Here is a 24,085-nt window from a genome sequence, read left to right on the forward strand (position 1 = left end):
AAGCCGTCAGCTGCCCACCGCGGGCCGCAGGTCCGCGGCCCTCTCCTCCTGGCTGAGCGCGGCGGCCGCGGCCCCCACAAGGCCCGCGTCCGTGCCCATCAAGGCCGGGGCCACGGTCAGTTGGCGCACGAACGAGAGCGTGGCGTAGTCCTTCAGGGAGCGCCGCAGCGGGTCGAAGAGCACGTCCCCCGCCTTGCCCACCCCGCCGCCGATGACCGCGACGTCGATCTCGACGAGCGTCGCCGTCGCGGCGATCCCCGCGGCGAGCGCCTGCGCCGCCCGCTCGAAGGAGGCGACGGCGACCGGGTCACCGGCGCGCGCGGCGAGGGCCACCGCTGCGGCGGACGTGTCGCCGTCGGGCCCCGGCCGCCAGCCGCCCTCCAGCGCACGCCGGGCGATGTTGGGCCCACTGGCTATGCGCTCCACGCACCCGCGCGCCCCGCACGGGCAGGCGTCACCGTCCAGGTCGACGCTGATGTGACCGATGTGCCCCGCGTTCCCGGTGGGGCCCGGGTGCAGCTTGCCCCCGAGGATCAGTCCGCCCCCGACGCCCGTGGACACCACCAGGCACAGGGCGTTGTCGTGCCCGCGGGCCGCACCCTGCCAGTGCTCGGCCGCCGTCATCGCGACGCCGTCCCCGACCAGCTCGACCGGGAGGCCGCCCGTCGCCGCGCGCACCCGCTGGACCAGTGGGTAGCCGCGCCAGCCGGGGACGTTCACGGGACTGACCGTCCCCGCCGACGCGTCCACGGGGCCCGCGCTGCCGATGCCCACCGCGCGCGCCCTGCCCCACATCGGGGAACGCGTGAGCTCGCCGATGACCTCTTCGACCGCCCGCATCACGGTGTCGCCGTCCTCGCGCGCGGGCGTGGGCCGCTGCGCGCGCAGCAGGATCCGGCCGCGCCCGTCCACCAGGGCGCCGGCGATCTTGGTGCCGCCGATGTCGAGCGCGGCGACGAGGTCCGTGTGCATCAGTGTCAGATCTCCTGGTGAATGGGCAGGCCGCTCATCTGGTGAAAGGGCAGGCCGGAGAATGTGATGGACAGTCTCTCTTGCATCTGACAACGTTGTCCAGGTTCTATGCTCGACGCCACATCACTTAAGCACCACTTTCAGCTCACCTTCGTCGACGACAGGACAGCGCACCGTGGCCGAGACCGCCAGCCGACCCGAGCGACCCGAACCCCGCTACGGCAACCGTCCGACCATGAAGGACGTCGCCGCCCGCGCCGGAGTCGGCCTCAAGACGGTCTCCCGTGTCGTGAACGGCGAGCCGGGCGTCACCCCGGACACCGAGCGCCGCGTGCAGGAGGCCATCGACGCCCTCGGCTTCCGGCGCAACGACAGCGCGCGCGTCCTGCGCAAGGGCCGCACGGCCAGCATCGGCCTCGTACTCGAAGACCTCGCCGACCCCTTCTACGGCCCGCTCAGCCGCGCCGTGGAGGAGGTGGCCCGCGCCCACGGCGCGCTCCTCATCAACGGTTCGAGCGCCGAAGACCCGGACCGCGAACAGGAGTTGGTGCTCGCGCTGTGCGCGCGCCGGGTCGACGGTCTCGTCGTCATTCCGGCCGGTGACGACCACCGCTATCTGGAGCCGGAGATCGCCGCGGGTGTCGCGACCGTCTTCGTCGACCGGCCCGCGGGGAAGATCGACGCGGATGTCGTGCTCTCCGACAGCTTCGGCGGCGCGCGCGACGGCGTCGCCCACCTCATCGCCCACGGCCACCGCCGCATCGGCTTCATCGGCGACCAGCCACGCATCCACACCGCCATAGAACGCCTGCGCGGGTACCGCGCCGCCATGGAGGACGCGGGCATCCCCGTCGAGGACGAGTGGATGTCGCTCGGCCCCACCGCCCCCGACCGGGTCGAGCAGGCCACCAGGACGATGCTGGGCGGCTCCGACCCCGTCACGGCGATCTTCGCGGGCAACAACCGCGTGACGGTGACCGTCGTCCGCGTCCTCGCCGGGCTCGCCCGCCCCGTCGCCCTGGTCGGCTTCGACGACATCGAGCTCGCGGACCTGCTGCAGCCGGGCGTGACCGTCGTCGCCCAGGACGCCGCGCAGCTGGGCAGGACCGCCGCGGAGCGCCTGTTCCGTCAGCTGGACGGCGCGTCCGACGCCCCGGAGCGCATCGAACTCCCGACGCGGCTCATCAAGCGCGGATCGGGCGAACTGCCGCCCGCGGGCTGACGGCCGGCGGGCGGAGTGCGGGCGCGGTCAGCAGACGGGAAGGCCCGGCAGCGGCTTGTCGTTGTCGCCGCCCTTGATGTAGACGTCGCTGATGAAGACGCCGGTGTTGCCGCTGTCGTCGTCCGTCTTGGCCCACCAGACGTTCGTCCACTCGCCGTGCGTCTCGCGGCGGCCCAGGTTCTGCTGGCAGTAGAAGTAGTTCGTGCCCGCGTTCAGGACGCCCGCCTCGGCGCCCGACGCGGTGTACGACGTCGCCGTACGCCAGACCGAGCAGTCGTACTTGCCGCCGCCCGCGGCGTGGCAGGCGGCTTCGGGGGCCGGATCGTCGCCGCCGCCCGTCGTGCCTCCGGAGCCGTCGGATCCGCCGCCTCTCGTGCCGCCGTCCCCCGTGGGCTCGGTGGAGGGCTTGGGAGGACGGGTCGTCGGTCTGTCCGTGGACTTGGGGTCGTCGTCCTTGCCCGCGGAGGGCTTCGCCTCCGGCTTGCGGGACTTCTCGTCGCCCTGCTTCGAGGGCCTGGGCCCGCCCGCGCCCTCCAGCGCGCCCCGGCTGCTGTCCGCTTCCGGCTCGGCGGCTCCTCCGGAGGCGGTGGCTCGCCCGGCCTGGTTTCCGCTGTCCTCCCGGCCGTTGAGGAGGGCGACGGTGACGCCGGTCGCCGCGAGGACGACGGCCACGGCGACCGCGGCGAGCAGCGCCCGGCCGCGGCGCGGTCGACGCTCGGGGGATGTGGCGGTGGGCGGCGGCACGGCCCCGGAGGGCGCCGCCCCGGCGGCGAGCGGTGGTCCGAAGCCCGGCGGTGGGCCGCTGGGGATGCTGCGCTCGGTGGCCTCCCTCGGCCGCGGCGCGGGCTCGCCCGGCGGGGCCGTGAGAGCGCCGTCGGCCGCGTCGGCGAGGATCAGGGCCGCCTGCCCCGCGTCCGGGCGTGCCTGCGGGTCCTTGTGCATCAGCTGTCGCAGCGCGGGGATCAGGGGACCGGCCCGCTGCGGCTCGGGAAGCGGGTCGGTGACGATCGCGGTGAGCGTGGACCAGGTCGACGTACGACGGAACGGGGACGCGCCTTCCACCGCCGCGTAGAGAGTGGCGCCCAGGGCCCACACGTCGGACGCGGGGCCCGGGTCCTGGCCTTGGGCGCGCTCGGGCGCCAAGTAGTCCAGGGAGCCGACGAGTTCGCCGCTGCGGGTGAGGTGGGTGGCGGAGCCGTCGCCCGGGTCGTCCATCGTGGCGATGCCGAAGTCGGTCAGGACGACGCGGCCACCGGTCTCCAAAAGGATGTTGCCGGGCTTCACGTCGCGGTGCAGGACCCCGGCGCGGTGGGCGGCGGCGAGCGCCTCCATGACCTTGGCGCCGATGGTCGCCGCTTCACGGGGGTCGAGGGTGCCACGCTCCCGCAGCACGTCGTCAAGGGAGGGTCCTTCGACCAGCTCCATGACGATCAGGGGCCGCCCGTCGACCTCCGCCACGTCGTGCACGGCGACGACTCCGGGGTGGCGCACCCGGGCGGCCGCGCGGGCCTCGCGCTGCATCCGCACGCGCAGGTCGGCCAGTTCGGGCCCGGCCGCGTCCGTGTACGTGCGCAGTTCCTTGACGGCGACCTCGCGGCCGAGCACCTCGTCGACGGCGCGCCAGACGACGCCCATGCCGCCGCGTCCGAGCTGCGCGGTCACGCGATAGCGCCCGGCGAGCAGGCGCCCCACACCGCCGGTCTGTTCCTGATCCCCCGAAGTCACCGCTGCCCCGTTCCTGTGACACCACTGTGCGTGGCTCACAGACTACGGGGCAGGGGTGACAGCGCGTGCCGGGAGTTACTTGCCGTGGGGCGTGAGGTCCCCGCGGCGCGGGCCCGAGAAGTGCTGCAGGCGGGCCAGCGTCAGGCCGGTGAGCCGGGTGACCTCGCCGACGTCGAGGGCGCCGCAGTCCAGGCCGCGCAGGAGGTATCCGGCGAGCGCCTTGGCCGACGCCGGCTCGTCCGCCACGTCGCCGCCCTCGCGGTGTGCGGCGTACGCGGACAGGCGCGCGGCGGCCTGCTCGAAGCCCTCGCGGTAGAAGGCGAACACGGCGGCGTAGCGCGTGGGGATGTGGCCGGGGTGCATGTCCCAGCCCTGGTAGTAGGCGCGGGCCAGGGCGCGGCGCGTGAGGCCGTAGTGCAGCCGCCAGGCGTCGTGGACCTTCTCGGTGCTGCCGACGGGCAGGACGTTGGTGGAGCCGTCCGACACGCGTACGCCGGTGCCGGCCGCCGCGACCTGCATGATCGCCTTGGCGTGGTCGGCGGCCGGGTGGTCGCTGGTCTGGTAGGCGGCGCTGACACCGAGGCAGGCGCTGTAGTCGAAGGTGCCGTAGTGCAGGCCGGTGGCGCGGCCCTCGGCGGCGCCGATCATGCGGGCCACGGTGGCGGTGCCGTCGGTGGCCAGGATGGACTGGCTGGTCTCGATCTGGATCTCGAAGCCGATGCGGCCCGGCTCGAGGCCGCGTACCTTCTCGAATTCCTCCAGGAGGCGCACCATCGCGGTGACCTGCTCGGGGTAGGTGACCTTGGGCAGCGTCAGGACGAGGCCGTCGGGCAGGCCACCGGCCTCCATGAGGCCGGACAGGAAGATGTCGAGGGTGCGGATGGCGCGGTCGCGCACGTTCTCCTCGAAGCACTTCATGCGGATGCCCATGTACGGGGCCGCGGTGCCGTTCTTGTAGGCCTCGGAGATCAGGCGGGCCGCGCGGGCTGCGTCCTGGTCCTCGTCCGCGCCCTTGTAGCCGTCCTCGAAGTCGATGCGCAGGTCCTCGATCGGCTCGCGCTCCAGCTTGGCGCGCACGCGGTCGTAGACCGGTGCGGCCAGGTCGTCGCCGAGGCCGAGGACGGACGCGAAGGAGGCGGCGTCCGGAGCGTGCTCGTCGAGGGCCTTCAGGGCCTGGTCACCCCACGTACGGATGGTGTCGGCGCCGAAGAGCTCACCGGGGACGTACACGGTGTGGACCGGCTGGCGGGTGCCCGGGTCGCCGGGGTAGCGGCGCTCGAGCTCCGCGTCCACCGGGGCGAGGGAAGCGCTGATGCCCTCGCTGACCGCGCCCGCGAGGCTCGTTGCCACCTTCTCTTGCTGACCCATTCCTGCACCCTCCACACGATCGGGTCCTCACACTCAGGACCACTCGATGTTTCCGCTCCACGGAATCAACAATCCGTATGGCGAAGTTATCCGGCGACCTTCCCGCTGGTCAACACCCTCTCGTCTGCCGGACCGCGTCCGTTCACCCCTGTCTCAGATCCTGCTTCCGCACTCGCGTGCCCGCACCTCATCCTGACCGACACCCACTGAAGGAGACCGCGTGCCGAACGACACCCGCGTAACGCGCCGCCTCGGCCTGCAGACCGCGCTCGCCGCGGTGGCCGTGCCCCTGTTCACCACCGCGCTGGCCGCATCGCCCGCCCAGGGCGTGGAACGCTCGGGGCGCCGCCTGGAGGTCATGTCGTTCAACCTCCGCTACGCGAGCACCACGCCGCCCAACACCTGGGCCGACCGCCGCCCGGTGACCCGGGAACTCCTTCGCCGCGCGCGCCCTCATGTCATCGGCACTCAGGAAGGCCTCTACCAGCAGGTCCAGGACATCGCCGAGGATCTGGGCCGGCACTACGACTGGATCGGCACCGGCCGTGCGGGCGGCAGCCGCGACGAGTTCATGAGCGTCTTCTACGACACCCGCAGACTCGCGCCCATCGAGTACGACCACTACTGGCTCTCCGACACCCCGGACGTCATCGGCTCGAACACCTGGGGCGGCGGCTCCATCCGCATGGTCACCTGGGTCCGCTTCCACGACCTGCGCACGGACACCGAGCTGTACGTTCTCAACACCCACCTGGACAACGCGAGTCAGTACGCACGCGCGCGTGCCGCGAGTCTGATCACCGAACGGATCACCCGTCTCGACCCGTCCCTGCCGCTCCTGGTCACGGGTGACTTCAATGTCGCGGCACACAAGAACGCGGTCTACGACACGATGCTGGGCTCCGGTCTCGTCGACACATGGGACGCGGCGGACGAGCGCAGCAAGGCGTACGCCACCTTCCACGGCTACCGGCCGCTGGTGCCGGACGGCGACCGGATCGACTGGATCCTGGCGACGCCCGGTGTGCGGGTCCACTCGGCGGTGATCAACACGTTCTCGCAGGGCGGGCAGTTCCCGAGCGACCATCTGCCGGTGCAGGCCTCACTGACCCTGTGACGCGGCGAGGCCCTCGCCCCCGCTCGGTGCGGGGTGAGGGCCTCGTACGTTCGAACAGGCTCAGCCCTTGCGGGTGTTGACCTCTTCGGTGAGGGCGGGGACGACGTCGAAGAGGTCGCCGACCACGCCGTAGTCGACCAGGTCGAAGATCGGGGCCTCGGCGTCCTTGTTGATCGCCACGATCGTCTTGGAGGTCTGCATGCCCGCCCGGTGCTGGATCGCACCCGAGATACCCGAGGCGATGTACAGCTGCGGCGAGACGCTCTTGCCGGTCTGGCCGACCTGGTTGGAGTGCGGATACCAGCCCGCGTCCACCGCCGCACGCGAGGCCCCCACGGCCGCCCCCAGGGAGTCGGCGAGCGACTCGATGAGGTGGAAATTCTCGGCGCCGTTCACGCCACGGCCACCGGAGACCACGATGGCGGCCTCGGTCAGCTCCGGACGCCCGGTCGACTCCCGCGGCGTGCGCGCGGTCACCTTGGTGCCGGTGGCCTGCGCCGAGAACGACACGGAGAGGGCTTCGACCGCACCGGCGGCCGGGGCGGCCTCCACCGCGGCGCTGTTGGGCTTGACCGTGATGACCGGAGTGCCGGTCGAGACACGCGACTTGGTGCTGTAGGAGGCGGCGAACGCCGACTGCGTGGCGACCGGGCCCTCATCGGAGGCCTCCAGGTCCACGGCGTCGGTGATGATGCCGCCCTTGATGCGCAGCGCGAGACGCGCCGCGATCTCCTTGCCCTCCGCCGAGGAGGGCACCAGCACGGCGGCCGGGGACACCGTCTCGTAGGCGGCCTGCAGCGCGTCCACCTTCGGCACCACCAGATAGTCGGCGAGCTCGGCGGCGTCGTTGGTCAGCACCCTGACCGCGCCGTGCTCGGCCAGCGCGGCAGCGGTGTCCGCCGCGCCGTTGCCCAGCGCGACGGCGACGGGCTCACCGAGGCGGCGGGCCAGCGTCAACAGCTCCAGGGTGGGCTTGCGGACGGCACCGTCCACGTGGTCGACATAGACGAGAACTTCAGCCATGGGATTGCAATCCTTTACGAAGACGAGGAAGCGGAAGGGGGACGGCCGGGCTCAGATGAACTTCTGGCCCGCGAGGAACTCAGCCAGCTGCTTGCCGCCCTCGCCCTCGTCCTTGACGATCGTGCCCGCGGTACGCGCGGGACGCTCGGTGGCCGACTCGACCTTCGTCCAGGCACCCTCCAGGCCCACCTGCTCGGCCTCCAGGTCCAGATCGGAGAGGTCCCAGGCCTCAACCGGCTTCTTCTTCGCCGCCATGATCCCCTTGAAGGACGGGTAGCGCGCCTCACCCGACTGGTCGGTCACCGACACCACCGCCGGCAGCGAAGCCTCCAGCTGCTCGGAAGCCGCATCCCCGTCCCGGCGGCCCTTGACGAGCCCGTCCTCGACCGACACCTCGGACAGCAGGGTCACCTGCGGCACACCCAGACGCTCGGCCAGCAGCGCCGGCACCACACCCATCGTCCCGTCGGTGGACGCCATGCCCGAGATCACCAGGTCATAGCCGGCCTTCTCGATCGCCTTGGCCAGCACCAGCGACGTACCCAGCGCGTCCGTGCCGTGCAGGTCGTCGTCCTCGACATGGATGGCCTTGTCCGCACCCATCGACAACGCCTTGCGCAACGCGTCCTTGGCATCCTCCGGACCCACCGTCAGCACGGTGATCTCCGCGTCGTCCGCCTCGTCCGCGATCTGCAACGCCTGCTCGACCGCATACTCGTCCAGCTCCGACAGCAGGCCGTCCACGTCGTCCCGGTCGACGGTCAGGTCATCGGCGAAGTGCCGGTCGCCGGTGGCGTCAGGCACGTACTTCACGGTGACAACGATCCTCAAGCTCACGCCGGCTCTCCTACTGCATCGTCTTTACTGGGCTGCTGCCTTGCTCTGGCCACTGCCTTCTTGCAGGCAGCATAGGCGCCTGAAGGGGCGGATCCCGGTCGGGGCGGCCCGCGCTCCCACCAGAATATTACTCGCCAGTACACCTATTGCATTCCCACTAAGCAAGCGCTTTGAACTGTGACCTTCCCAACGCTCTGTAATCGGGCGCCGGGAAGGCCCGCCGGGAACTTTCAGTCACGCAGAGCGTTGAAGCGCCCCTGGTGGTAGAGCAGCGGCCGACCGGCCCCTGCGGGGTCGCCCACCACCGCTTCCGCGAGGACGATCCGGTGGTCTCCGGCGGGCACCCGCGCCGCCACCCTGCAGACCAGCCAGGCCAGCGTGCCGTCGAGCACGGGCACTCCCTCGGGCCCCTCGTACCAGCGCGTGTCCCCGCCGAAGCGGTCGGCGCCGCTGCGCGCGAAGGTCGTGGCGAGGTCCAGTTGGTGCTCGCCGAGTATGTGGACGCCGACGTGTTCGGCCTCGGAGACCGCGGGCCAGCTGGAGGCCCCCGTACCGATGCCGAACGAGAGCATCGGGGGCTCGGCGGAGACCGAGACGAGCGAGGTGGCGGTGAAGCCGACGGGCCCGGAGGGGCCCTGGGCGGTGATCACCGCGACCCCGGCCGCGTGCTGCCGGAAGACCGAGCGCAGGAGGTCGGGGGAGGCGAGCTGAGGGGTGCGGAGATCGGGCGTGGCCGTCATGGAATTGTCCTTCTGCAGGAGGTACGAGCGGTTCCGTGGCTGCTCAGCAGCCCGGACAGCGCGCACTTGCATGACGGGCGAGGTCCACGTGGACGCGCTCGTAGAGAAGGAGCTCCGGAGGCATGGGAGCAGGCTGGCGATAGGTGCGGGGTGCAGTCAAGTCCGTTCCGCGATGTGAAAGACGTCCTCGGGTCATGGCCCTCCTCCCCCGTCCCCGCCGTCTCACACGGCCTTGCCGAGGCCGGCGATCACATCGGCCCTGCGCGGCTGCCCGGTCGCGCGCAGCACGACCTGTCCGTCCGCGTCGAGCACCAGCACGGTCGGCGTCTTGGTGATGCGCAGTTCCCGTACGAGATCGAGTTCGGCTTCGGCGTCGATCTCCACGTGGGCGACGCCGGGCACCATGTCGGCCACCTCGGAGAGGACACGGCGGGTCGCCCGGCAGGGCTGGCAGAAGGCGCTGGAGAACTGCACGAGCGTGGCGCGCTCCCCCAGTTGGTGACCCGCCCACGCGCCCGGTCCCGACGGGGCGATCCGGTCTCCCGCGTCGCGTATCCGCACGTCAGCCTCCCGCCCCTGCGTCATGATCCAACCGTCCCCGACTTCAGCGTCCCGGCGCACGGAAACATTCCCGACGTGACGAGAATCTCGCGCCTGCCGGGCACGATGGGTGGTCAGCCGTCCGTTCTTGGGGCACGATCTGCGCAACGCCGAAAAACCTACGGCTGCGTAACTTCCCGCCGGGAACCCCCTCCCCAGGCAGAAACGAAGGGTCATCCCCTCCCATGGCAGAGCTTGTCTACCGTCCGGTCATCGGTGCCGCGAAAACGCTGTTCAAGGCGTGGGACCTGAAGATCGACTGCAAGGGGTCGGAGAACATCCCTCGCACCGGCGGCGCGGTGCTGGTCAGCAATCACATCAGCTATCTCGACTTCATCTTCGACGGCCTTGCGGCCCTGCCGCAGAAGCGTCTCGTGCGTTTCATGGCCAAGGAGTCGGTGTTCCGGCACAAGGTGTCCGGTCCGCTGATGCGCGGGATGAAGCACATCCCCGTCGACCGCAAGCAGGGGGAGACGGCCTACCAGCACGCGCTCGACTCGCTGCGCGCCGGGGAGATCATCGGCGTCTTCCCGGAGGCGACGATCTCGCCTTCGTTCACGCTGAAGACCTTCAAGTCCGGTGCCGCGCGCCTGGCCCAGGAGGCGGGCGTGCCCCTGATCCCGATGGCGCTGTGGGGCACGCAGCGGCTGTGGACCAAGGGCCAGCCGCGCAACTTCCGGCGCAGCCACATCCCGATCACGATCCGCGTCGGTGAGCCGGTCGAGGCACCGAAGGACCAGTTCGCGGGCGCGATCACCCGGCGCCTTCGCGAGCGCTGCCAGGAGCTCCTCGAAGCCGCGCAGCGTGCCTATCCCGTGCGCCCCAAGGGCCCGGACGACACGTGGTGGATGCCGGCGCACCTCGGCGGCACCGCGCCGACTCCGGCCGAGGTGAAGGCCGCCGAGGCGAGCTGAATCGATTACTCCGGGCGCTGTGACGCCCGCTCCGGCGCGTGGACGGTGAGCCGCGCGCCGGGACTGAACTTGGCCAGCAGCTCGGCGAGTTCGGCGCCCGCCTCCTCGACGCCGGAGTCCGGCCCCATCCCCTCGAGCAGGAAGATGGCGTTGACCGACTCCTCCGTGAGGCGGGTGCGCGGCCCCTGGCGCCAGTTCCAGCGGCGGCAGGTGACGCCCTCGTCGTCGCACCAGACGACCTCGCCCGCGTCCGGGTGCTCGACGGCCTGCTCCCCCGCGGCCATGGTGACGAAGTCCTCGGTGCCGTCGGCCCGCAGCAGGCGCATGCCGCCCTTGATGTGGTCCAGGTCCTCACCGCCGACCGGGATCAGATGGGCGACGCTGATCGCGTTGTAGACGTCGACGAGGGCGTTGATCCGCGGCAGGCCGCCGTCGGCGAGTGCGCGCTTGGCGAGCGCCTCGGCGGAGTTGCGCGTACGGGACGGCTTCGCGCCGAAGGCGGTGTAGGTCGCGCGCCAGGCCACCATGTGCGGGTCCTCGTGCGGGGCGCGGTCGCCGAGCCGCTCGGCCAGGCGCCGCGCGGACTCGTCGAGCAGGGCCGAGGTCGCGTCGGTGCTGGGCCCGTTGACGAGGCCGTGGGCCTCGACGGCGACGTGGGTGAAGCCGGGCGCGAGGGCGCGGACCTCGTCGGAGACGGTCAGGTCGATGGTCATGGTCCGTCGTGCCTCACAGTTCGTGCGTCACAGTTCTGAGGGGTAGATCTGCCAGAGGTGCGGCCGGTCGCGGGCTTGCTTGAGCGCGCCGAGCGCCACTGGACTCGGTTCAGCGTACAGGACCGGATAGTCCACTTCATTGGACTGTGGGTGCACGGGCCAGGCCAGCCGTTCCTCGCCGAGACGGAACTGCGCGTCGACCCCGGCCGGAATGTTCCCGCGCGGGTCCTGTCGGTGCCACCCGCCGTCGAGGCGTACGGCGACGAGGCCGTGCAGGGAGTATCCGCTGGTGTTGTCGTCCCGCAGCCGCTGGTAGCAGAACGCCGTGGGGATGTCCTCGGCGCGCAGCAGGGCGGCCAGGGCGTGGGACTTCGCCGTACAGATGCCGGTGCGCTCACGAAGGACGTCGGAGGCGCGCCAGGTGACCTCCATGCGGCCGGAGTCCTGCGAGTGCGGGATCGCGTCGCGCACGAACTCGAAGGCGGCGCGGGCGTACTCGTACGTATCGGCGGATGACTTTGCAAGGACCGTCGCCGTCTCGCGGACCAGCGGGTGGTGGTGGTCGACCACGTCGTCGGCGGCCAAGTACGCCGACAGGTCAGGGTTTTCCTGGATCAGCTGCATGCCACGGGAGCATAGGAATACGACCGACCGCACGTCAATGCAATTGCGGTCGGTCGTATATCTATGCAGCCACCGAGTGGCGCCGATCAGCGCGCCATCTCCTCCTTGAGGGCCGCGACGAAACCGTCCACGTCCTCCTCGCGCGTGTCGAACGCGCACATCCAGCGGACGTCGCCCGCCGCCTCGTCCCAGAAGTAGAAGCGGTACTGCTTCTGCAGCCGCTCGCTCACGTCGTGTGGGAGGCGTGCGAAGACCGCGTTGGCCTGCACCGGGTAGAGGATCTCCACGCCGTGGACGGCGCGGACCCCTTCGGCAAGGCGCTGCGCCATCTCGTTCGCGTGCCGGGCGTTGCGCAGCCAGAGGTCCTTGGCGAGCAGCGCCTCCAACTGCACCGAGACGAAGCGCATCTTGGAGGCCAACTGCATGGACAGCTTGCGCAGGTGCTTCATGTGGCTGACGGCGTCCTGGTTGAGGACGACGACGGCCTCCCCGAAGAGCGCGCCGTTCTTCGTGCCGCCCAGGGACAGGATGTCCACGCCGACCGCGTTCGTGAACGTCCGCATGGGGACGTCCAGGGACGCGGCGGCGTTGGATATGCGCGAGCCGTCGAGGTGCACCTTCATGCCGAGCCCGTGCGCGTGGTCGCAGATGGCGCGGATCTCGTCGGGCGTGTAGAGCGTGCCCAGTTCGGTGTTCTGCGCGATCGAGACGACCTGCGGCATCGCCCGGTGCTCGTCGTCCCAGCCGAACGCCTGCTGGTCGATCAGCTCCGGCGTGAGCTTGCCGTCGGGCGTCGGCACCGTGAGCAGCTTCAGGCCGCCCATGCGCTCGGGGGCACCGCCCTCGTCCACGTGGATGTGCGCGGACTCGGCGCAGATCACCGCGCCCCAGCGGTCGGTGATCGCCTGGAGCGCGACGACGTTGGCCCCGGTGCCGTTGAAGACCGGGAACGCCTCGGCGGTGGGGCCGAAGTGACCGCGGATGACCTGCTGGAGGTTGGCCGTGTAGTCGTCCTCGCCGTACGCGATCTGGTGACCGCCGTTGGCGAGGGCGAGGGCGGCGAGCACCTCCGGGTGGGCGCCCGCGTAGTTGTCGCTCGCGAATCCCCGTACGTCCGGGTCGTGGTGGCGGCGTGCGTCGGTCTTCGGAGGGTTCACGGCTTCTCTGTCACGGGTGTCGCGAGCGGTCACGGCGTCTCGGTCAGCCACAGGCGTTTTCCGTTCACATCTCCGGCGGGCTGCTCCCAGACCTTGGCGATGGCCTCGGCCAGCTCCGTGACGTCCGTGAAGCCCGCGAACTTCGCGTTGGGCCGCTCTTCGCGCATCGCGTCGTGCACCAACGCCTTGACCACCAGGATCGCAGCCGCCGATGACGGGCCCTGCTCACCCCCCGCCTTGCGGAAGGCGTCGCCGAGGGCGAGGGTCCACGCCTCCGCGGCGGCCTTCGACGCGGAGTACGCCGCGTTGCCCGCCGTGGGCTTGGAGGCGCCGGCCGCGCTGATCAGGAGGTAGCGGCCGCGGTCGCTGCGCTGCAGGCCGTCCTGGAAGGCGAGCGAGGTGTGCTGCACGGTGCGGATCAGGAGCTTTTCGAGCAGCTCCCAGTCGGCGAGGTCGGTCTCGGCGAAGTTCTTGCTGCCGCGCCAGCCGCCCACGAGGTGGACCAGGCCGTCGATCCGCCCGAACTCCTTCTCGGTGCGGACGGCCCACTCCCGGGTCGCGCCGAGATCCAGCAGGTCGACGGTGTCGCCTATGACGGTGGCCCCGCCGTGCGCGTACCGAGCGGCGTCCACGGCTTCCGCGAGGCGGGCCGCGTCGGCGTCGGACGCCACGACCGTGGCACCGGCCTCGGCTAGCCTGAGCAGGGTGGCACGGCCTGCCGGGCCGGCTGCCCCCGCGACCGCGACCACGGCTCCATCGAGTGCGGACATCGTCCTCGCCTCCTTGGTGCGGTTGCTCACGCGGCGACCTGCTCGACGCTCGCGGCGGTGATGCCCTTGGTTTCGGCGATCACGTGCTTGAGCTTCTTGGAGAGCGCCTCATAGAACATGCTGAGCGGAAACTCGTCAGGAAGCACGTCGTCGACGAGTTTTCTCGGCGGAAGCTGCACATCCAGCGCGTCGGGGCCCTTGGCCCAGCGCGATCCGGGGTGCGGCGCGAGGTACTGGGACACCAGGTCGTACGCGGCGAACCAGTGCACGAGCTTGGGGCGGTCGATGCCCGCGCGGTAGAGCTCCTCGATCTCGGCGCACAGCTGGTTGGTGACCTGCGGCGCGCGCTCCCAGTCGATCTTGAGCTTGTTGTCGGTCCAGCGGACGACGTCGTGCTTGTGCAGGTACGCGAAGAGCAGCTGGCCGCCGAGACCGTCGTAGTTCTTGACGCGGTCTCCGGTGACCGGGAAGCGGAACATCCGGTCGAACAGGACGGCGTACTGCACGTCGCGCGCCTGCGGGATGCCTTCGGCCTCCAGCTTCACGGCCTCCTTGAAGGCGGTGAGGTCGCAACGCAGCTCTTCGAGGCCGTACATCCAGAACGGCTGCCGCTGCTTGATCATGAAGGGGTCGAAGGGCAGGTCGCCGTGGCTGTGGGTGCGGTCGTGGACCATGTCCCACAGGACGAACGCCTGCTGGCAGCGGTCCTGGTCGCCGATCATCTCGCGGATGTCGGCGGGCAGGTCGAGCCCGAGGATGTCGACGGAGGCCTCGGTGACGCGGCGGAAGCGGGCCGCCTCGCGGTCACAGAAGATGCCGCCCCAGCTGAAGCGCTCGGGGGCCTCGCGCACGGCGATGGTCTCCGGGAAGAGCACGGCCGAGTTCGTGTCGTACCCGGCGGTGAAGTCCTCGAAGGTGATCCCGCAGAACAGCGGGTTGTCATAGCGCGTGCGCTCCAGCTCGGCCAGCCACTCCGGCCAGACCATGCGCAGCACGACCGCTTCGAAATTGCGGTCCGGGTTGCCGTTCTGCGTGTACATGGGGAAGACCACGAGGTGCTGCAGGCCGTCCTCGCGGTGGGCCGCGGGCTGGAAGGCGAGCAGCGAGTCGAGGAAGTCCGGCACCTGGAAACCGCCGTCGGCCCAGCGCCGCAGGTCGGCGCCGAGCGCCCGGTGGTACGCGGCGTCGTGCGGAAGGAGCGGGGCGAGCTGTTCGATCCCGGATATCACGCGGTCGACGGTGAGTTCGGCCACGGAACGCGCCGGGGCGCCCTCCGCGTCGAAGTCGATCGAGCCGTCCGCGGACTGCCACGGGCGGATCTCTTCCACGGCTTCCTTGAGCATCGGCCAAGCCGGGTGCTCCACGACCCTTCCCATGGGGGCACCCCCACTCACGGGAGGAACCGCACCTTCCGTAACCCTCTGCACAAGAATTTCCGTCACTTGTCAACCTCCACGGGAGAACCTCGCGTCAGAACACCGTATGTGTGCGAGGTTCTCCACCACAAGAGGAGGCTCGGGAAATTATCCTGTGACACCCCCAACATCACCGCTGATTTTCCTGCCGGACATCGTTGAGGCGACTGCTTCTGCCACTTCCGCCACCGCGGTCCGCGCATCGTCCAGGAGCCGCGGGAAACCCAGGAACCCGTGGAACATCGCCGGACGGTGCCCCCGTGTCACCGGAACCCCCGCCCGACGCAGCCTGACCGCGTACGCGGCACCCTCGTCGCACAGCGGATCGCAGCCCGCCGTGACGATGTGCGCGGGCGGCAGCGCGCTGACGTCCGCACCCAGAGGCGAGGCGTAGGGGTGGGTGCCGTCACCGTCCGGGCCGAGGTACTGCTCCCAGAACCAGCGCATGTGCGCGGCGGTGAGGAAGTAGCCGGTGGCGTTCGTCGTATACGAACCGCTGCCCTGCCCCGCGTCGAGCATGGGGTAGATCAGCACCTGGAGCGCCACGGCGGGGCCTCCCCGGTCCCGCGCCATCAGGGCCGCCACGGTGGCGAGACCGCCCCCGCTGCTGTCCCCGGCCGTCACCACGGCGCCCGGATCACTGCCGAGCCCGCCCGCCGCGGCCTGGGCCGCCGCCCAGCACAGGGCCGCGTACGCGTCCTCGGTGGCCGCGGGGAAGGGATGCTCGGGGGCGAGACGGTAGGCGACGGAGACCACGACGGCTCCTGACCGCGCGCAGAGGGTGCGGGCCGTGGCGTCGTGGGTGTCCAGGTCGCACAGGGTGTAACCACCGCCGTGGAAGAAGACGACGGTGGGCCGGGGGTTGGCCCGCCCAGGAGGGCGGTAGACGCGTACGGGCAGGTCAGGGGCGCCCGCGGGGCCGGGGATGCTCCGGTCTTCGACAGCACCCACGCTCGGCGACGCCTTCCCGGTGGGAGGCGTCGCGGCGAGGACGCGGCGGGCCTCGGCGGCCTCGGTGACGGTGCCGCCGAGGTCGGGGAAGGCGGCGCTCAGCGCGTCCACGAGGGGCCGAGCGGCCGGGTCGAGGCGGTCGCCGTCCGTTCTCGCGGGATGCGGACGCGTGCCAGGTGCGAGGGGGTCGCCGTCGGTGCGCGCCGCCATCACCCGGCCTCCTGGGCCCGGAAGTAGGGGATGACCTTCTCGCCCCACTGCCGCAGGGTCTCCATGCAGGCCTCCTGCGGGACGGTACCCATCTGGATGAGGCACATGATCTCGTCGGCGCCCGCGTCGCGGAGCCGTTCCACGTACGCGATGGCGTCGTCGGCCGTTCCATAGGCGTGCTCGGCGTTGAAGGTGGCCGTGGAGGTGGGCCGCACCGGGATGTCGTGCTCGTGCAGCCGCGCGACGACCTGCTCGGCGGCCTCCCGCATCGCGGCCGCCTCGTCAGCGCCCTCGACCACGGCTTCGTCGGGGATGCCGGCGCCGCCGTACCAGTGTCCGATGGACTGCGCGAAGAACCGCTGGCCACGGATGCCGACGCTCCGGGCGCTCTCGCGGTCGTCGAGCACGATGGTCGGACAGAGCACGGAGAAGTGGTCGTTGACGACGCGGGACACGAAGCGCGCGTCGCTGCGGCCCGCGATCGCCGTGTCGTACGCGGCCCGCATCTCGGCGATCGCATCGGGCCCGGCGAAGCCCATCACCAGGGCACCGATGCCGAGTTCGGCGGCCTGCGTCAGGGTCTCGGTCCTGCTGCAGGCGAGGAACAGCGGGGGGTGCGGGGTCTGGCGCGGCCGGGGCAGGATGGGGTGCGGATCGATGTCGAGCAGCGCGCCGTGGTGCTCGAGCTCCTCGCTATCCCACGCCTTGCCGATGATCTGCAGCGCCTCCTCGACCTCCTGGGTCGTGCGTTCCTTGTCGACGCCGCAGAGCGAGGTCTCCTGGAGCGTTCCGCCGCGCCCCGCCCCGAGGTCGAGCCGCCCGCCGGACAGCAGGTCGAGCATGGCGGCGCGCTCGGCGACCCGCGCCGGATGGTTGAAGGCGAACGGCATGCAGACCACGCCGTGGCCGATGCGGATGGTGCTGGTGCGGGCGGCGACCCAGGTCAGGAAGATCTCCGGGGCGCTCATGTGGGCGTACCACTTGAGGGAGTGGTGCTCGACGGCCCAGACGCGGTCGAACCCCATCTCCTCGGCCAGTACTGCCTGTTCGACGCTGTCGCGGATGAGTTGGTGCTCTCGCTCGACGGTGGGGTCGGCGAGCTGTGCTTCGAAGATGACGGAGAACTTCACGTGCCCTCCAGGGGGTTGAGCCGCTGTGTGCCGCCACGGGTGGCACCCTTGTTTCAAACAGTCATATGACTAGTCGTCAGATCTCGAACTTGCAAGAGAACGCGGCAGCGCGCAGAAGAAATCCCCGGGAGAGCCGTGACGGCTCTCCCGGGGATGCGTGATCCTCAGGCGCAGGAGGTCAGTTCGTGTTGAGCGTCAGGCCGTAGTACCGCAGCGTGTCGTCCAGGGGCTGGAAGTACGAGGAGCCCTGGTCGTTCACCCCGCCGCACGACTGGTTCGTCGGGCCGCCCGAGGTCATGCCCTGGGCCTGGTTGCCCGCGATGTACGCGCCGCCGCTGTCGCCGCCCTCCACGCACACCGTGGACCGGCCGAGCCCGCTGACCACGGTGTCCGGACCGCCGTTGCGGTCGGTGTAGGTGACGCTGACGTTGTAAGCGCCGACCCGTCCGCACGTCCAGCCCGTCGTCGAGCCCGACTTGCACAGGTTCGCGCCGACCGCCGCGCGCTGGCTGCCGCGCACCGGGACCGAGGCGCCGTTGCCCCAGGTGCCGACCGCCGTGGTGATCGAGGAGCCCGACTGGATCGTCGCCAGGCCCATGTCCACGCTGTTCTGGCCGAGCGCGAAGCGCGTCGTGGAGCCGGTCGCGAACTTCGAGCCGTTGAAGTAGAGACCCGGGTTCCCGACCACGCAGTGGCCGGCCGTGACGAGGTACTGCCGGCCTGAGCCGTTGCGTGCGCCGAAGCCGACCGAACACCACGAACCGGGCTGGTTGTTGATGTTCATCCGGCTGCCCGGAGCGACGGCCGCCTTCGCCTCGAGGTCCTGCGCGCCCTTGACCACCCGGACGGTGTCCCCGAACGCGCGGGCCTCCTTGAGGAAGGCGCGCGCCGCCGGGGTGGTGGAGTCGGCCACGGTGACCTTGACCGTGTCGGAGGCCAGGTCCGCCTCCCAGGAGGCTATGCCGGTCGGGACCCGCTCGGCCGCCGCCTCGTCGAGGGCGGCGGTGACGCGCGTCAGCTCCGCCTCCCCGCGGCTCGGTATGCGGGCGGTCAGGCCGGTGGCCTTCACCTGGGCCGCCGCGCGGGACGCGCCGACGTTGACGGTCAGTTCGCCCTTCGCGTCGAAGAATGCTCCGTCCGTCCGGACGCCGTCCCGCTTCAGCCGGTCCAGTCTCCGCTGCTGGTCCGCCTGTTCGTCGAGGCGTCGTACGGCGGCGGCCTCGCTGACACCGAGCGTGTCCGCCAGGGCCTCGATCATCTGCGGCTCGTAGCGCGGCGTCGGGGTGGCGTCGGCCTGTGCGCCGGGGGCACCCGTCGTGACCACCAGGGCCCCGGCTGCCGCGGCAGCGAGGAGGTAATGCCGAACATGCGCCATGGGAATGCCTTCCAAGGGTAAGTGGGGGGTGGCATATGGAGGTTCGGTGCACCGGGGTGGGGTCAATTGGTGCACCGAACATCCATCGGCGCCGTACGCGGGATTTCCCGGACCGCGCCGTTGGGCGAAACCATCCCGTCCCTTCGGGTGGCCGCACAAGGCATGGCGAGGCACCGGCCCTTAAGGCGAAAGGGGTAAACACTTAATGCGCGTCCACGGGCGTGGAGCGTGGGAAGCGGAACCCCCTTCGCGTGCGCAGCGGAGCGCTCGGGAGCGGGAGTTGACCGTCTCTGAGCTGCCGATCGCCCGATGCCGATACGTGACGACGCCGATACGTGATGCGGAATCGGCGTGACGGATATTGACGTACGCGGTCCGGCGATGTTTGGTAGGCGAGGCGTCAGGCCGCGCATTCTTTATGTCCGTCGCCGCCCGTGTCCGGCCATGCCCAGGCGTGACGCACAACGGCATTCATCGGGCAGATGCATCTGCTCCGGGAGTGCGGCTCGTCATCTGTCATGCCGGGAGGCGAAATTCGTGACGGTCTCATCCGAGCTGACGTCGGACGACGCGGAATCCGGTACGGGGGCGGCCTTTTCGACGGATTCGCCCGCTCCGTTCGCCGTGGCCCTGCGCGAGGCGGTGCGCCGCCGCGGGCTCCCCCTCGACCGGATCTGCGAGCGGCTGACCGCCCGCGGCATCCGGCTCACGCCCGCGACCCTCAGCTACTGGCAGCGCGACCGCACCCGCCCCGAGCGCTCGGACTCACTGCGCGCCGTGGTCGCGCTGGAGAGCATCCTCGACCTGGCGCCCGGAGAACTCTCCGGTCTGCTGCGATCCCAGCGTCCGCGCGGGCGCCGTCCGGCCGTACGTGTCGACGAGCACGCGACGCGCCGTCTCTACGGGCGCGCGTCCCGGCAGGAGCAGGCGCTCGGTGACGCGTTCCCGCGCTTCAACCAGGGGATCGCCATACTCCTCACCCGCGAGGTCCTGCACCTGGACCGGCAGGGCTGCGTCAGCCGACTCACCATCAACCACCTGGTCCGCGCCGTCTGCGACGGTCCCGACCGGCTGATCAATCTGCACTTCCTGGACGATCCCGACGCCGGGCCGCCCGAAGCGATCGTCCACTGCGGCCAGTTGGAATCGATGCGGCAGGACGCGGTCTCGGGCGGAGTGATGCTGCAGATCGGCTTCGGCCGTCCGCTGTCGTTCGGCGAGACCACGACCGTCGACTACGAGATCCACACCGCGCCGCAGGGGCACCCGACGACGCTGCACGAGCGGGGCATACGCGGCAACCAGGACGCCTATCTGCTCCAGGTCCATTTCCCCCACGAGCGGCCGCCGGCGATCTGCCACTCCTACTACCGGGAGAACGCCTCCGCCCAGCAGCGCAAGGTGCGCCCCCTGACCGTGGACGCCTCCGGGGCGGCTCACCTGTACGCGGCGCAGTGCCGGCAGGGCATCTACGGCATGAGCTGGCAGTGGCCGGACGAGGTCTCGTAGGACCTCTTCTGTGTCCTCCGCGCGCGCCTTTCGGGCCTTTCGCAGGCCGGGGTCCACACCACGGTGGGTGCGGACCCCGGGTCACGTCACGCACTGCGCGTGCGGCCTGTGGATCAGAGGCCGAACTCCTGCGGGGAGAGGCCGAGCGCCGCGCACGCCTCGCGCAGGACCTGCTCCTCGGCCGGGGCGATGTACCCGTCCGCGCCGGCGACGACGAAGCCGGTCTGCACGACCGCCTTGGCCTCCGTCGGCTTCTTCGCCGCCTTGGCGATCTCCTGCATGACCTCCGTCTTGCCCTGCTGGAAGTTGAACGACAGCTGGTCGACGTGCTTGTTGAACCGCTGCTGCAGCTGCTCCGGCGGGAAGTTCTTCAAGACGTCGTTCTGCAGGATCAGCGACTCCACGTGGCGGCGCTCGGCCGGGTCGACCGAGCCGTCAGCGGCGGCGACGAGGGCGCACATGGCCATGCTCGCGTCGCGGTAGGAACCGCTCTTGAGCTCCGTCTTGAGGGAGGCGAGCTGGGACTTGAGCACGCCCACGAGCTGCGCCTTGGAGCCGCCCGACCCCGACCCCGAACCCGGGCGTCCGTGACCGCCGGAGCTGCTGCGTCCCCCCTGCGACTGCTGCTGCAGACCCTTGGCCTGGTCCTTGATCCGGTCCCACATCGCCATCCGTGCCACCTCGGCTACCTGTTAGCTCGTCCGCGCGCGTTCCACGCGTCACCCTGCCAACGCCTCCCCACCCCACGAAGTTCCGTCACGGACACCGGGGTGAGGCGACTCGAACACGAGGGCGAAGGAGCCTGTTGTCGTTCCCGGCGCGGTCGCGGGCCGCGGTCAGCTTCAGAAGCGCCGCGGGCGAGAGGGCTACCGGACCGCCCACGCTCACGCGTCGAGGCCACCTCGTTGGATCAACTGGCTCGCGATCACGTTGCGTTGGATCTCGTTCGTGCCCTCGCCGACGATCATCAGTGGGGCATCGCGGAAGTAGCGCTCCACGTCGAACTCGGTGGAGTAGCCGTAACCGCCGTGGATGCGTACGGCGTTGAGCGTGATCTGCATGGCCGTCTCGGAGGCGAAGAGCTTGGCCATGCCTGCCTCCATGTCCACGCGGCGGCCCGCCTCCGCCTCCCGGGCGGCGTACAGGGTGAGCTGGCGGGCGGCGGTGAGTGACGTGGCCATGTCGGCCAGGTAGTTGCCGATCGACTGGTGTCTCCAGATCGGCTCGCCGAAGGCCTCGCGCTCCTGGGCGTAGGCGAGGGAGTCCTCGAACGCGGCCCGGCCCACCCCCAGTGCGCGCGCCGCGACCTGGAGCCGCCCGGTCTCCAGGCCCTTCATCATCTGGGCGAAGCCCTTGCCCTCGACCCCGCCGAGCACGGCGTCGGACGGCGCCCGGTAGTCGTCGAACGACAACTCGCAGCTCTCCACGCCCTTGTAGCCGAGCTTGGGCAGGTCACGCGCGACCGTCAGGCCGGGACCGTGCTCGACGAGCAGGATCGAGATCCCCTTGTGGGCGGGTTCGGCGGCCGGATCGGTCTTGCACATCAGGGCGATGAGCCCGGACCGGCGGGCGTTGGTGATCCAGGTCTTCGACCCGTTGATGACGTATCCACCACCGTCGGGACCGGTGCACGCCTCCCCGCGGGCGGAGGTACGCATGGCCTGCAGGTCCGAGCCGCCCCCCGGCTCGGTGAGCGCCATCGTCGCCCGGATCTCCCCGGTGGCCATCTTCGGCAGGTATCGGCGCCGCTGTTCCTCCGTGCCGAAGTGGAGCAGCAGTTTCGCGACCACGGTGTGGCCGCCCATCGCACCGGCCAGGCTCATCCAGCCCCGGGCGAGTTCCTCGGTGACAAGGACGTAGCAGGGCATGGAGACCGGTGTGCCGCCGAATTCCTCGGGGACGGCGAGGCCGAAGATGCCGAGGCGCTTCATCTGCTCGATCAGGGCTTCGGGGTAGGTGTCGGAGTGCTCCCATTCCCGTACGACCGGGCGCACTTCGCGTTCGACGAATTCCCGCACCGTTGTGACGACGCATCGCTCGTCCTCGGAAAGGATGTCGAGCGTACTCATGCAGGGACGCTCCTCGTCGACAAGCCAAGCCCGTACCGGAACGCGCGCGCCGCACGACAGAGGCAACGACAAAGGCAAGGAGTGTGCGAACTCCTTGCCATGCTCAACATATAGCGCATGGGGGGCCTTGCGGCAAGGCCCCGGTCGTACCGCAGAATCATCGATCTCAGCCGGAACTCAGCGAAATGAGAACAATGATTGACGTGATCGTGGTCGGCGGCGGACCGACCGGATTGATGCTGGCGAGCGAGCTTCGGCTGCACGGTGTACACACGGTCGTCCTGGAGAAGACGGCGCAGCCCACCCAGCAGTCCCGCGGGCAGGGCCTGCACGCGCGCAGTGTCGAGGTGATGGACCAGCGTGGCCTCCTTGACCGGTTCCTCGCGGTCAATGAGAAGTTCCAGGTCGGTGGATTGTTCGGCGGCATCATCAAGCCGTGGCCGGAGAAGCTGGACACGGCGCACCCGTTCGGGGTGGCCACTCCGCAGCCCGTCACCGAGCGGCTGCTCCACGAGCGCGCGGTCGAACTCGGCACCGACATCCGGCGCGGCTGCGAGGTGGTCGGGCTCAGCCAGGACGAGGAGGGGGTGCGTGCCGAGCTCGCGGACGGCACCCACCTGCGCTCGCGCTACCTCGTCGGGTGCGACGGCGGCCGCAGTGCCGTGCGCAAGCTGCTCGGCGTCGATTTCCCCGGCGTGCCCGCCTCGGTCGAGACCCTCCTCGGCGAGATGGAGGTGACCGCGGATCAGGCGACCATCGACGCCGCCGTCGCCGAAGTCCACAAGACGCAGCTGCGGTTCGGCCTGAGCCCCGGCGAGAACGGGGTGTACCGCGTCGTCGTCCCGGCCGACGGGGTGACCGAGGACCGCGCGATGGAGCCGACCCTCGACGACTTCAAGCAGCAGCTGCGGGCTCACGCGGGGACCGACTTCGGCGTGCACTCGCCGCGTTGGCTCTCCCGGTTCGGCGACGCCACCCGGCAGGCCGAGCGCTACCGGGTCGGCCGGGTGCTGCTGGCGGGCGACGCGGCACACATCCACCCGCCGACCGGCGGTCAAGGGCTCAACCTCGGGGTGCAGGACGCGTTCAACCTCGGCTGGAAGCTGGCCGCGGCGGTCGACGGCTGGGCGCCGGAGGGGCTCCTCGACACCTACCACGCGGAACGGCACCCGGTGGGCGCCCGCGTCCTTGACAACACCCGGGCGCAGATCGCGATGCTCGGGTCCGATCCGGGTGCGACGGCGCTGCGGGAGCTGTTCGCCAAGCTGATGGACTTCGAGGAGGTGAACCGGTACGTGACCGGGATGATCACCGCGGTCGATGTCAGCTACGACTTCGGCGAGGGCCATGAACTCCTCGGGCGGCGCCTGCGGGACGTGCAGTTGAAGCAAGGGCATCTGTACGGGCTGATGCATGAAGGCCGCGGGGTGCTGCTCGACCAGACCGGCCGGCTCTCGGTCGCCGGGTGGGCCGACCGGGTCGATCATGTCGTCGACGTCACCGAGGAACTGGACGTGCCCGCCGTGCTGTTGCGGCCGGACGGTCATGTGGCGTGGGTCGGTGAGGACCAGCAGGAGCTGCTCGACCTGCTGCCCAAGTGGTTCGGCGCGCCGACAACCGCGTAGGCGTACGCGGTGAACTCGT

22 protein-coding genes are annotated in these 24,085 nt (G+C 70.6%); 5 read left to right on the forward strand and 17 right to left on the reverse strand.

All coding sequences use genetic code 11. From position 1 onward, the window contains the following. Positions 1–6: 6 nt before the first annotated feature. Positions 7–972, reverse strand: a complete 966-nt coding sequence (locus tag AB0M70_RS22280; RefSeq protein WP_365821861.1) for an ROK family protein — start codon at positions 970–972, stop codon at positions 7–9. A gap of 235 nt (positions 973–1,207) precedes the next feature. On the opposite strand from AB0M70_RS22280, the gene AB0M70_RS22285 reads away from it, so the two are divergent. Then, positions 1,208–2,194, forward strand: a complete 987-nt coding sequence (locus AB0M70_RS22285) for a LacI family DNA-binding transcriptional regulator (protein ID WP_365822380.1) — start codon at positions 1,208–1,210, stop codon at positions 2,192–2,194. A gap of 27 nt (positions 2,195–2,221) precedes the next feature. Here AB0M70_RS22285 and AB0M70_RS22290 read toward each other — a convergent pair whose 3' ends face one another. Together AB0M70_RS22290 and AB0M70_RS22295 are read right to left on the reverse strand one after the other, a co-directional pair. Continuing rightward, a complete protein-coding gene (locus tag AB0M70_RS22290; protein ID WP_365821863.1) occupies positions 2,222–3,919 on the reverse strand; it encodes a protein kinase in 1,698 nt (565 codons plus the stop codon). A gap of 75 nt (positions 3,920–3,994) precedes the next feature. Beyond that, positions 3,995–5,287: an aldolase/citrate lyase family protein gene (locus AB0M70_RS22295; protein ID WP_365821866.1), complete on the reverse strand. Its 1,293-nt coding sequence runs from the start codon at positions 5,285–5,287 to the stop codon at positions 3,995–3,997. 220 nt (positions 5,288–5,507) lie between these two features. Between AB0M70_RS22295 and AB0M70_RS22300 the strand changes: the two genes are divergently transcribed. Next, entirely contained in the window at positions 5,508–6,404 is an 897-nt protein-coding gene (locus AB0M70_RS22300; protein ID WP_365821868.1) for an endonuclease/exonuclease/phosphatase family protein, read from the forward strand. Positions 6,405–6,464: 60 nt separating this feature from the next. On the opposite strand, the gene AB0M70_RS22305 is transcribed toward AB0M70_RS22300, so the two are convergent. The 4 genes from AB0M70_RS22305 to AB0M70_RS22320 all read right to left on the reverse strand — a co-directional run bounded on the left by AB0M70_RS22305 (position 6,465) and on the right by AB0M70_RS22320 (position 9,589). After that, on the reverse strand, positions 6,465–7,427 hold the full coding sequence (locus AB0M70_RS22305; protein WP_365815360.1) for an electron transfer flavoprotein subunit alpha/FixB family protein: 963 nt from the start codon (positions 7,425–7,427) through the stop codon (positions 6,465–6,467). A gap of 51 nt (positions 7,428–7,478) precedes the next feature. Beyond that, positions 7,479–8,264, reverse strand: coding sequence for an electron transfer flavoprotein subunit beta/FixA family protein (locus AB0M70_RS22310; RefSeq protein WP_365821870.1), 786 nt, complete (start codon positions 8,262–8,264; stop codon positions 7,479–7,481). Between the two features lie 230 nt (positions 8,265–8,494). Further along, the gene (locus AB0M70_RS22315; protein WP_365821873.1) at positions 8,495–9,004 is read right to left on the reverse strand and encodes a flavin reductase family protein; all 510 of its coding nucleotides are present in this window, start codon (positions 9,002–9,004) and stop codon (positions 8,495–8,497) included. 222 nt (positions 9,005–9,226) lie between these two features. Further along, positions 9,227–9,589: a thioredoxin family protein gene (locus AB0M70_RS22320; protein WP_365821875.1), complete on the reverse strand. Its 363-nt coding sequence runs from the start codon at positions 9,587–9,589 to the stop codon at positions 9,227–9,229. A 200-nt stretch (positions 9,590–9,789) separates the two neighbouring features. Between AB0M70_RS22320 and AB0M70_RS22325 the strand changes: the two genes are divergently transcribed. Beyond that, positions 9,790–10,518, forward strand: a complete 729-nt coding sequence (locus AB0M70_RS22325) for a lysophospholipid acyltransferase family protein (RefSeq protein WP_365821877.1) — start codon at positions 9,790–9,792, stop codon at positions 10,516–10,518. A 5-nt stretch (positions 10,519–10,523) separates the two neighbouring features. Here AB0M70_RS22325 and AB0M70_RS22330 read toward each other — a convergent pair whose 3' ends face one another. The 8 genes from AB0M70_RS22330 to AB0M70_RS22365 form a co-directional block, all read right to left on the reverse strand. Further along, positions 10,524–11,231, reverse strand: a complete 708-nt coding sequence (locus tag AB0M70_RS22330; protein WP_365821879.1) for a phenylalanine--tRNA ligase beta subunit-related protein — start codon at positions 11,229–11,231, stop codon at positions 10,524–10,526. A gap of 27 nt (positions 11,232–11,258) precedes the next feature. Further along, positions 11,259–11,855 carry a transglutaminase family protein gene (locus tag AB0M70_RS22335; protein ID WP_365821881.1) on the reverse strand — a complete coding sequence of 199 codons (597 nt, stop codon included), beginning with the start codon at positions 11,853–11,855 and terminating at the stop codon, positions 11,259–11,261. A gap of 86 nt (positions 11,856–11,941) precedes the next feature. Further along, positions 11,942–13,012 (reverse strand): low specificity L-threonine aldolase, encoded by a 1,071-nt coding sequence (locus AB0M70_RS22340; RefSeq protein ID WP_365821883.1) that lies wholly within the window; start codon positions 13,010–13,012, stop codon positions 11,942–11,944. Between the two features lie 29 nt (positions 13,013–13,041). Continuing rightward, on the reverse strand, positions 13,042–13,782 hold the full coding sequence (locus AB0M70_RS22345; RefSeq protein ID WP_365821885.1) for an SDR family NAD(P)-dependent oxidoreductase: 741 nt from the start codon (positions 13,780–13,782) through the stop codon (positions 13,042–13,044). A 26-nt stretch (positions 13,783–13,808) separates the two neighbouring features. Then, entirely contained in the window at positions 13,809–15,224 is a 1,416-nt protein-coding gene (locus AB0M70_RS22350) for a DUF6421 family protein (protein WP_365821887.1), read from the reverse strand. Between the two features lie 81 nt (positions 15,225–15,305). Then, complete coding sequence (locus tag AB0M70_RS22355) at positions 15,306–16,358, reverse strand: alpha/beta hydrolase (protein WP_365821889.1); 1,053 nt, start codon at positions 16,356–16,358, stop codon at positions 15,306–15,308. Further along, complete coding sequence (locus tag AB0M70_RS22360; RefSeq protein WP_365821891.1) at positions 16,358–17,488, reverse strand: LLM class flavin-dependent oxidoreductase; 1,131 nt, start codon at positions 17,486–17,488, stop codon at positions 16,358–16,360. The genes AB0M70_RS22355 and AB0M70_RS22360 overlap by 1 nt, the downstream gene beginning before the upstream one ends. Before the next feature lie 178 nt (positions 17,489–17,666). Then, positions 17,667–18,863 carry a S1 family peptidase gene (locus AB0M70_RS22365; protein WP_365821893.1) on the reverse strand — a complete coding sequence of 399 codons (1,197 nt, stop codon included), beginning with the start codon at positions 18,861–18,863 and terminating at the stop codon, positions 17,667–17,669. Positions 18,864–19,400: 537 nt separating this feature from the next. Here AB0M70_RS22365 and AB0M70_RS22370 point away from each other — a divergent pair. Beyond that, the gene (locus AB0M70_RS22370; protein WP_365821895.1) at positions 19,401–20,372 is read left to right on the forward strand and encodes a hypothetical protein; all 972 of its coding nucleotides are present in this window, start codon (positions 19,401–19,403) and stop codon (positions 20,370–20,372) included. A 113-nt stretch (positions 20,373–20,485) separates the two neighbouring features. Here the strand turns inward: AB0M70_RS22370 and AB0M70_RS22375 are convergent, their stop codons facing one another. Then, complete coding sequence (locus tag AB0M70_RS22375) at positions 20,486–21,043, reverse strand: TerB family tellurite resistance protein (RefSeq protein ID WP_365821897.1); 558 nt, start codon at positions 21,041–21,043, stop codon at positions 20,486–20,488. A 213-nt stretch (positions 21,044–21,256) separates the two neighbouring features. Continuing rightward, positions 21,257–22,441, reverse strand: coding sequence for an acyl-CoA dehydrogenase family protein (locus AB0M70_RS22380; RefSeq protein ID WP_365821899.1), 1,185 nt, complete (start codon positions 22,439–22,441; stop codon positions 21,257–21,259). A 194-nt stretch (positions 22,442–22,635) separates the two neighbouring features. Here AB0M70_RS22380 and rox point away from each other — a divergent pair, with 194 nt between their 5' ends. Beyond that, positions 22,636–24,066, forward strand: a complete 1,431-nt coding sequence (gene rox / locus AB0M70_RS22385) for a rifampin monooxygenase (protein WP_365821901.1) — start codon at positions 22,636–22,638, stop codon at positions 24,064–24,066. The last annotated feature ends 19 nt before the right edge of the window (positions 24,067–24,085 follow it).

Source organism: Streptomyces sp. NPDC051214 (assembly GCF_040682375.1).
Taxonomy (GTDB): Bacteria; Actinomycetota; Actinomycetes; order Streptomycetales; family Streptomycetaceae; genus Streptomyces.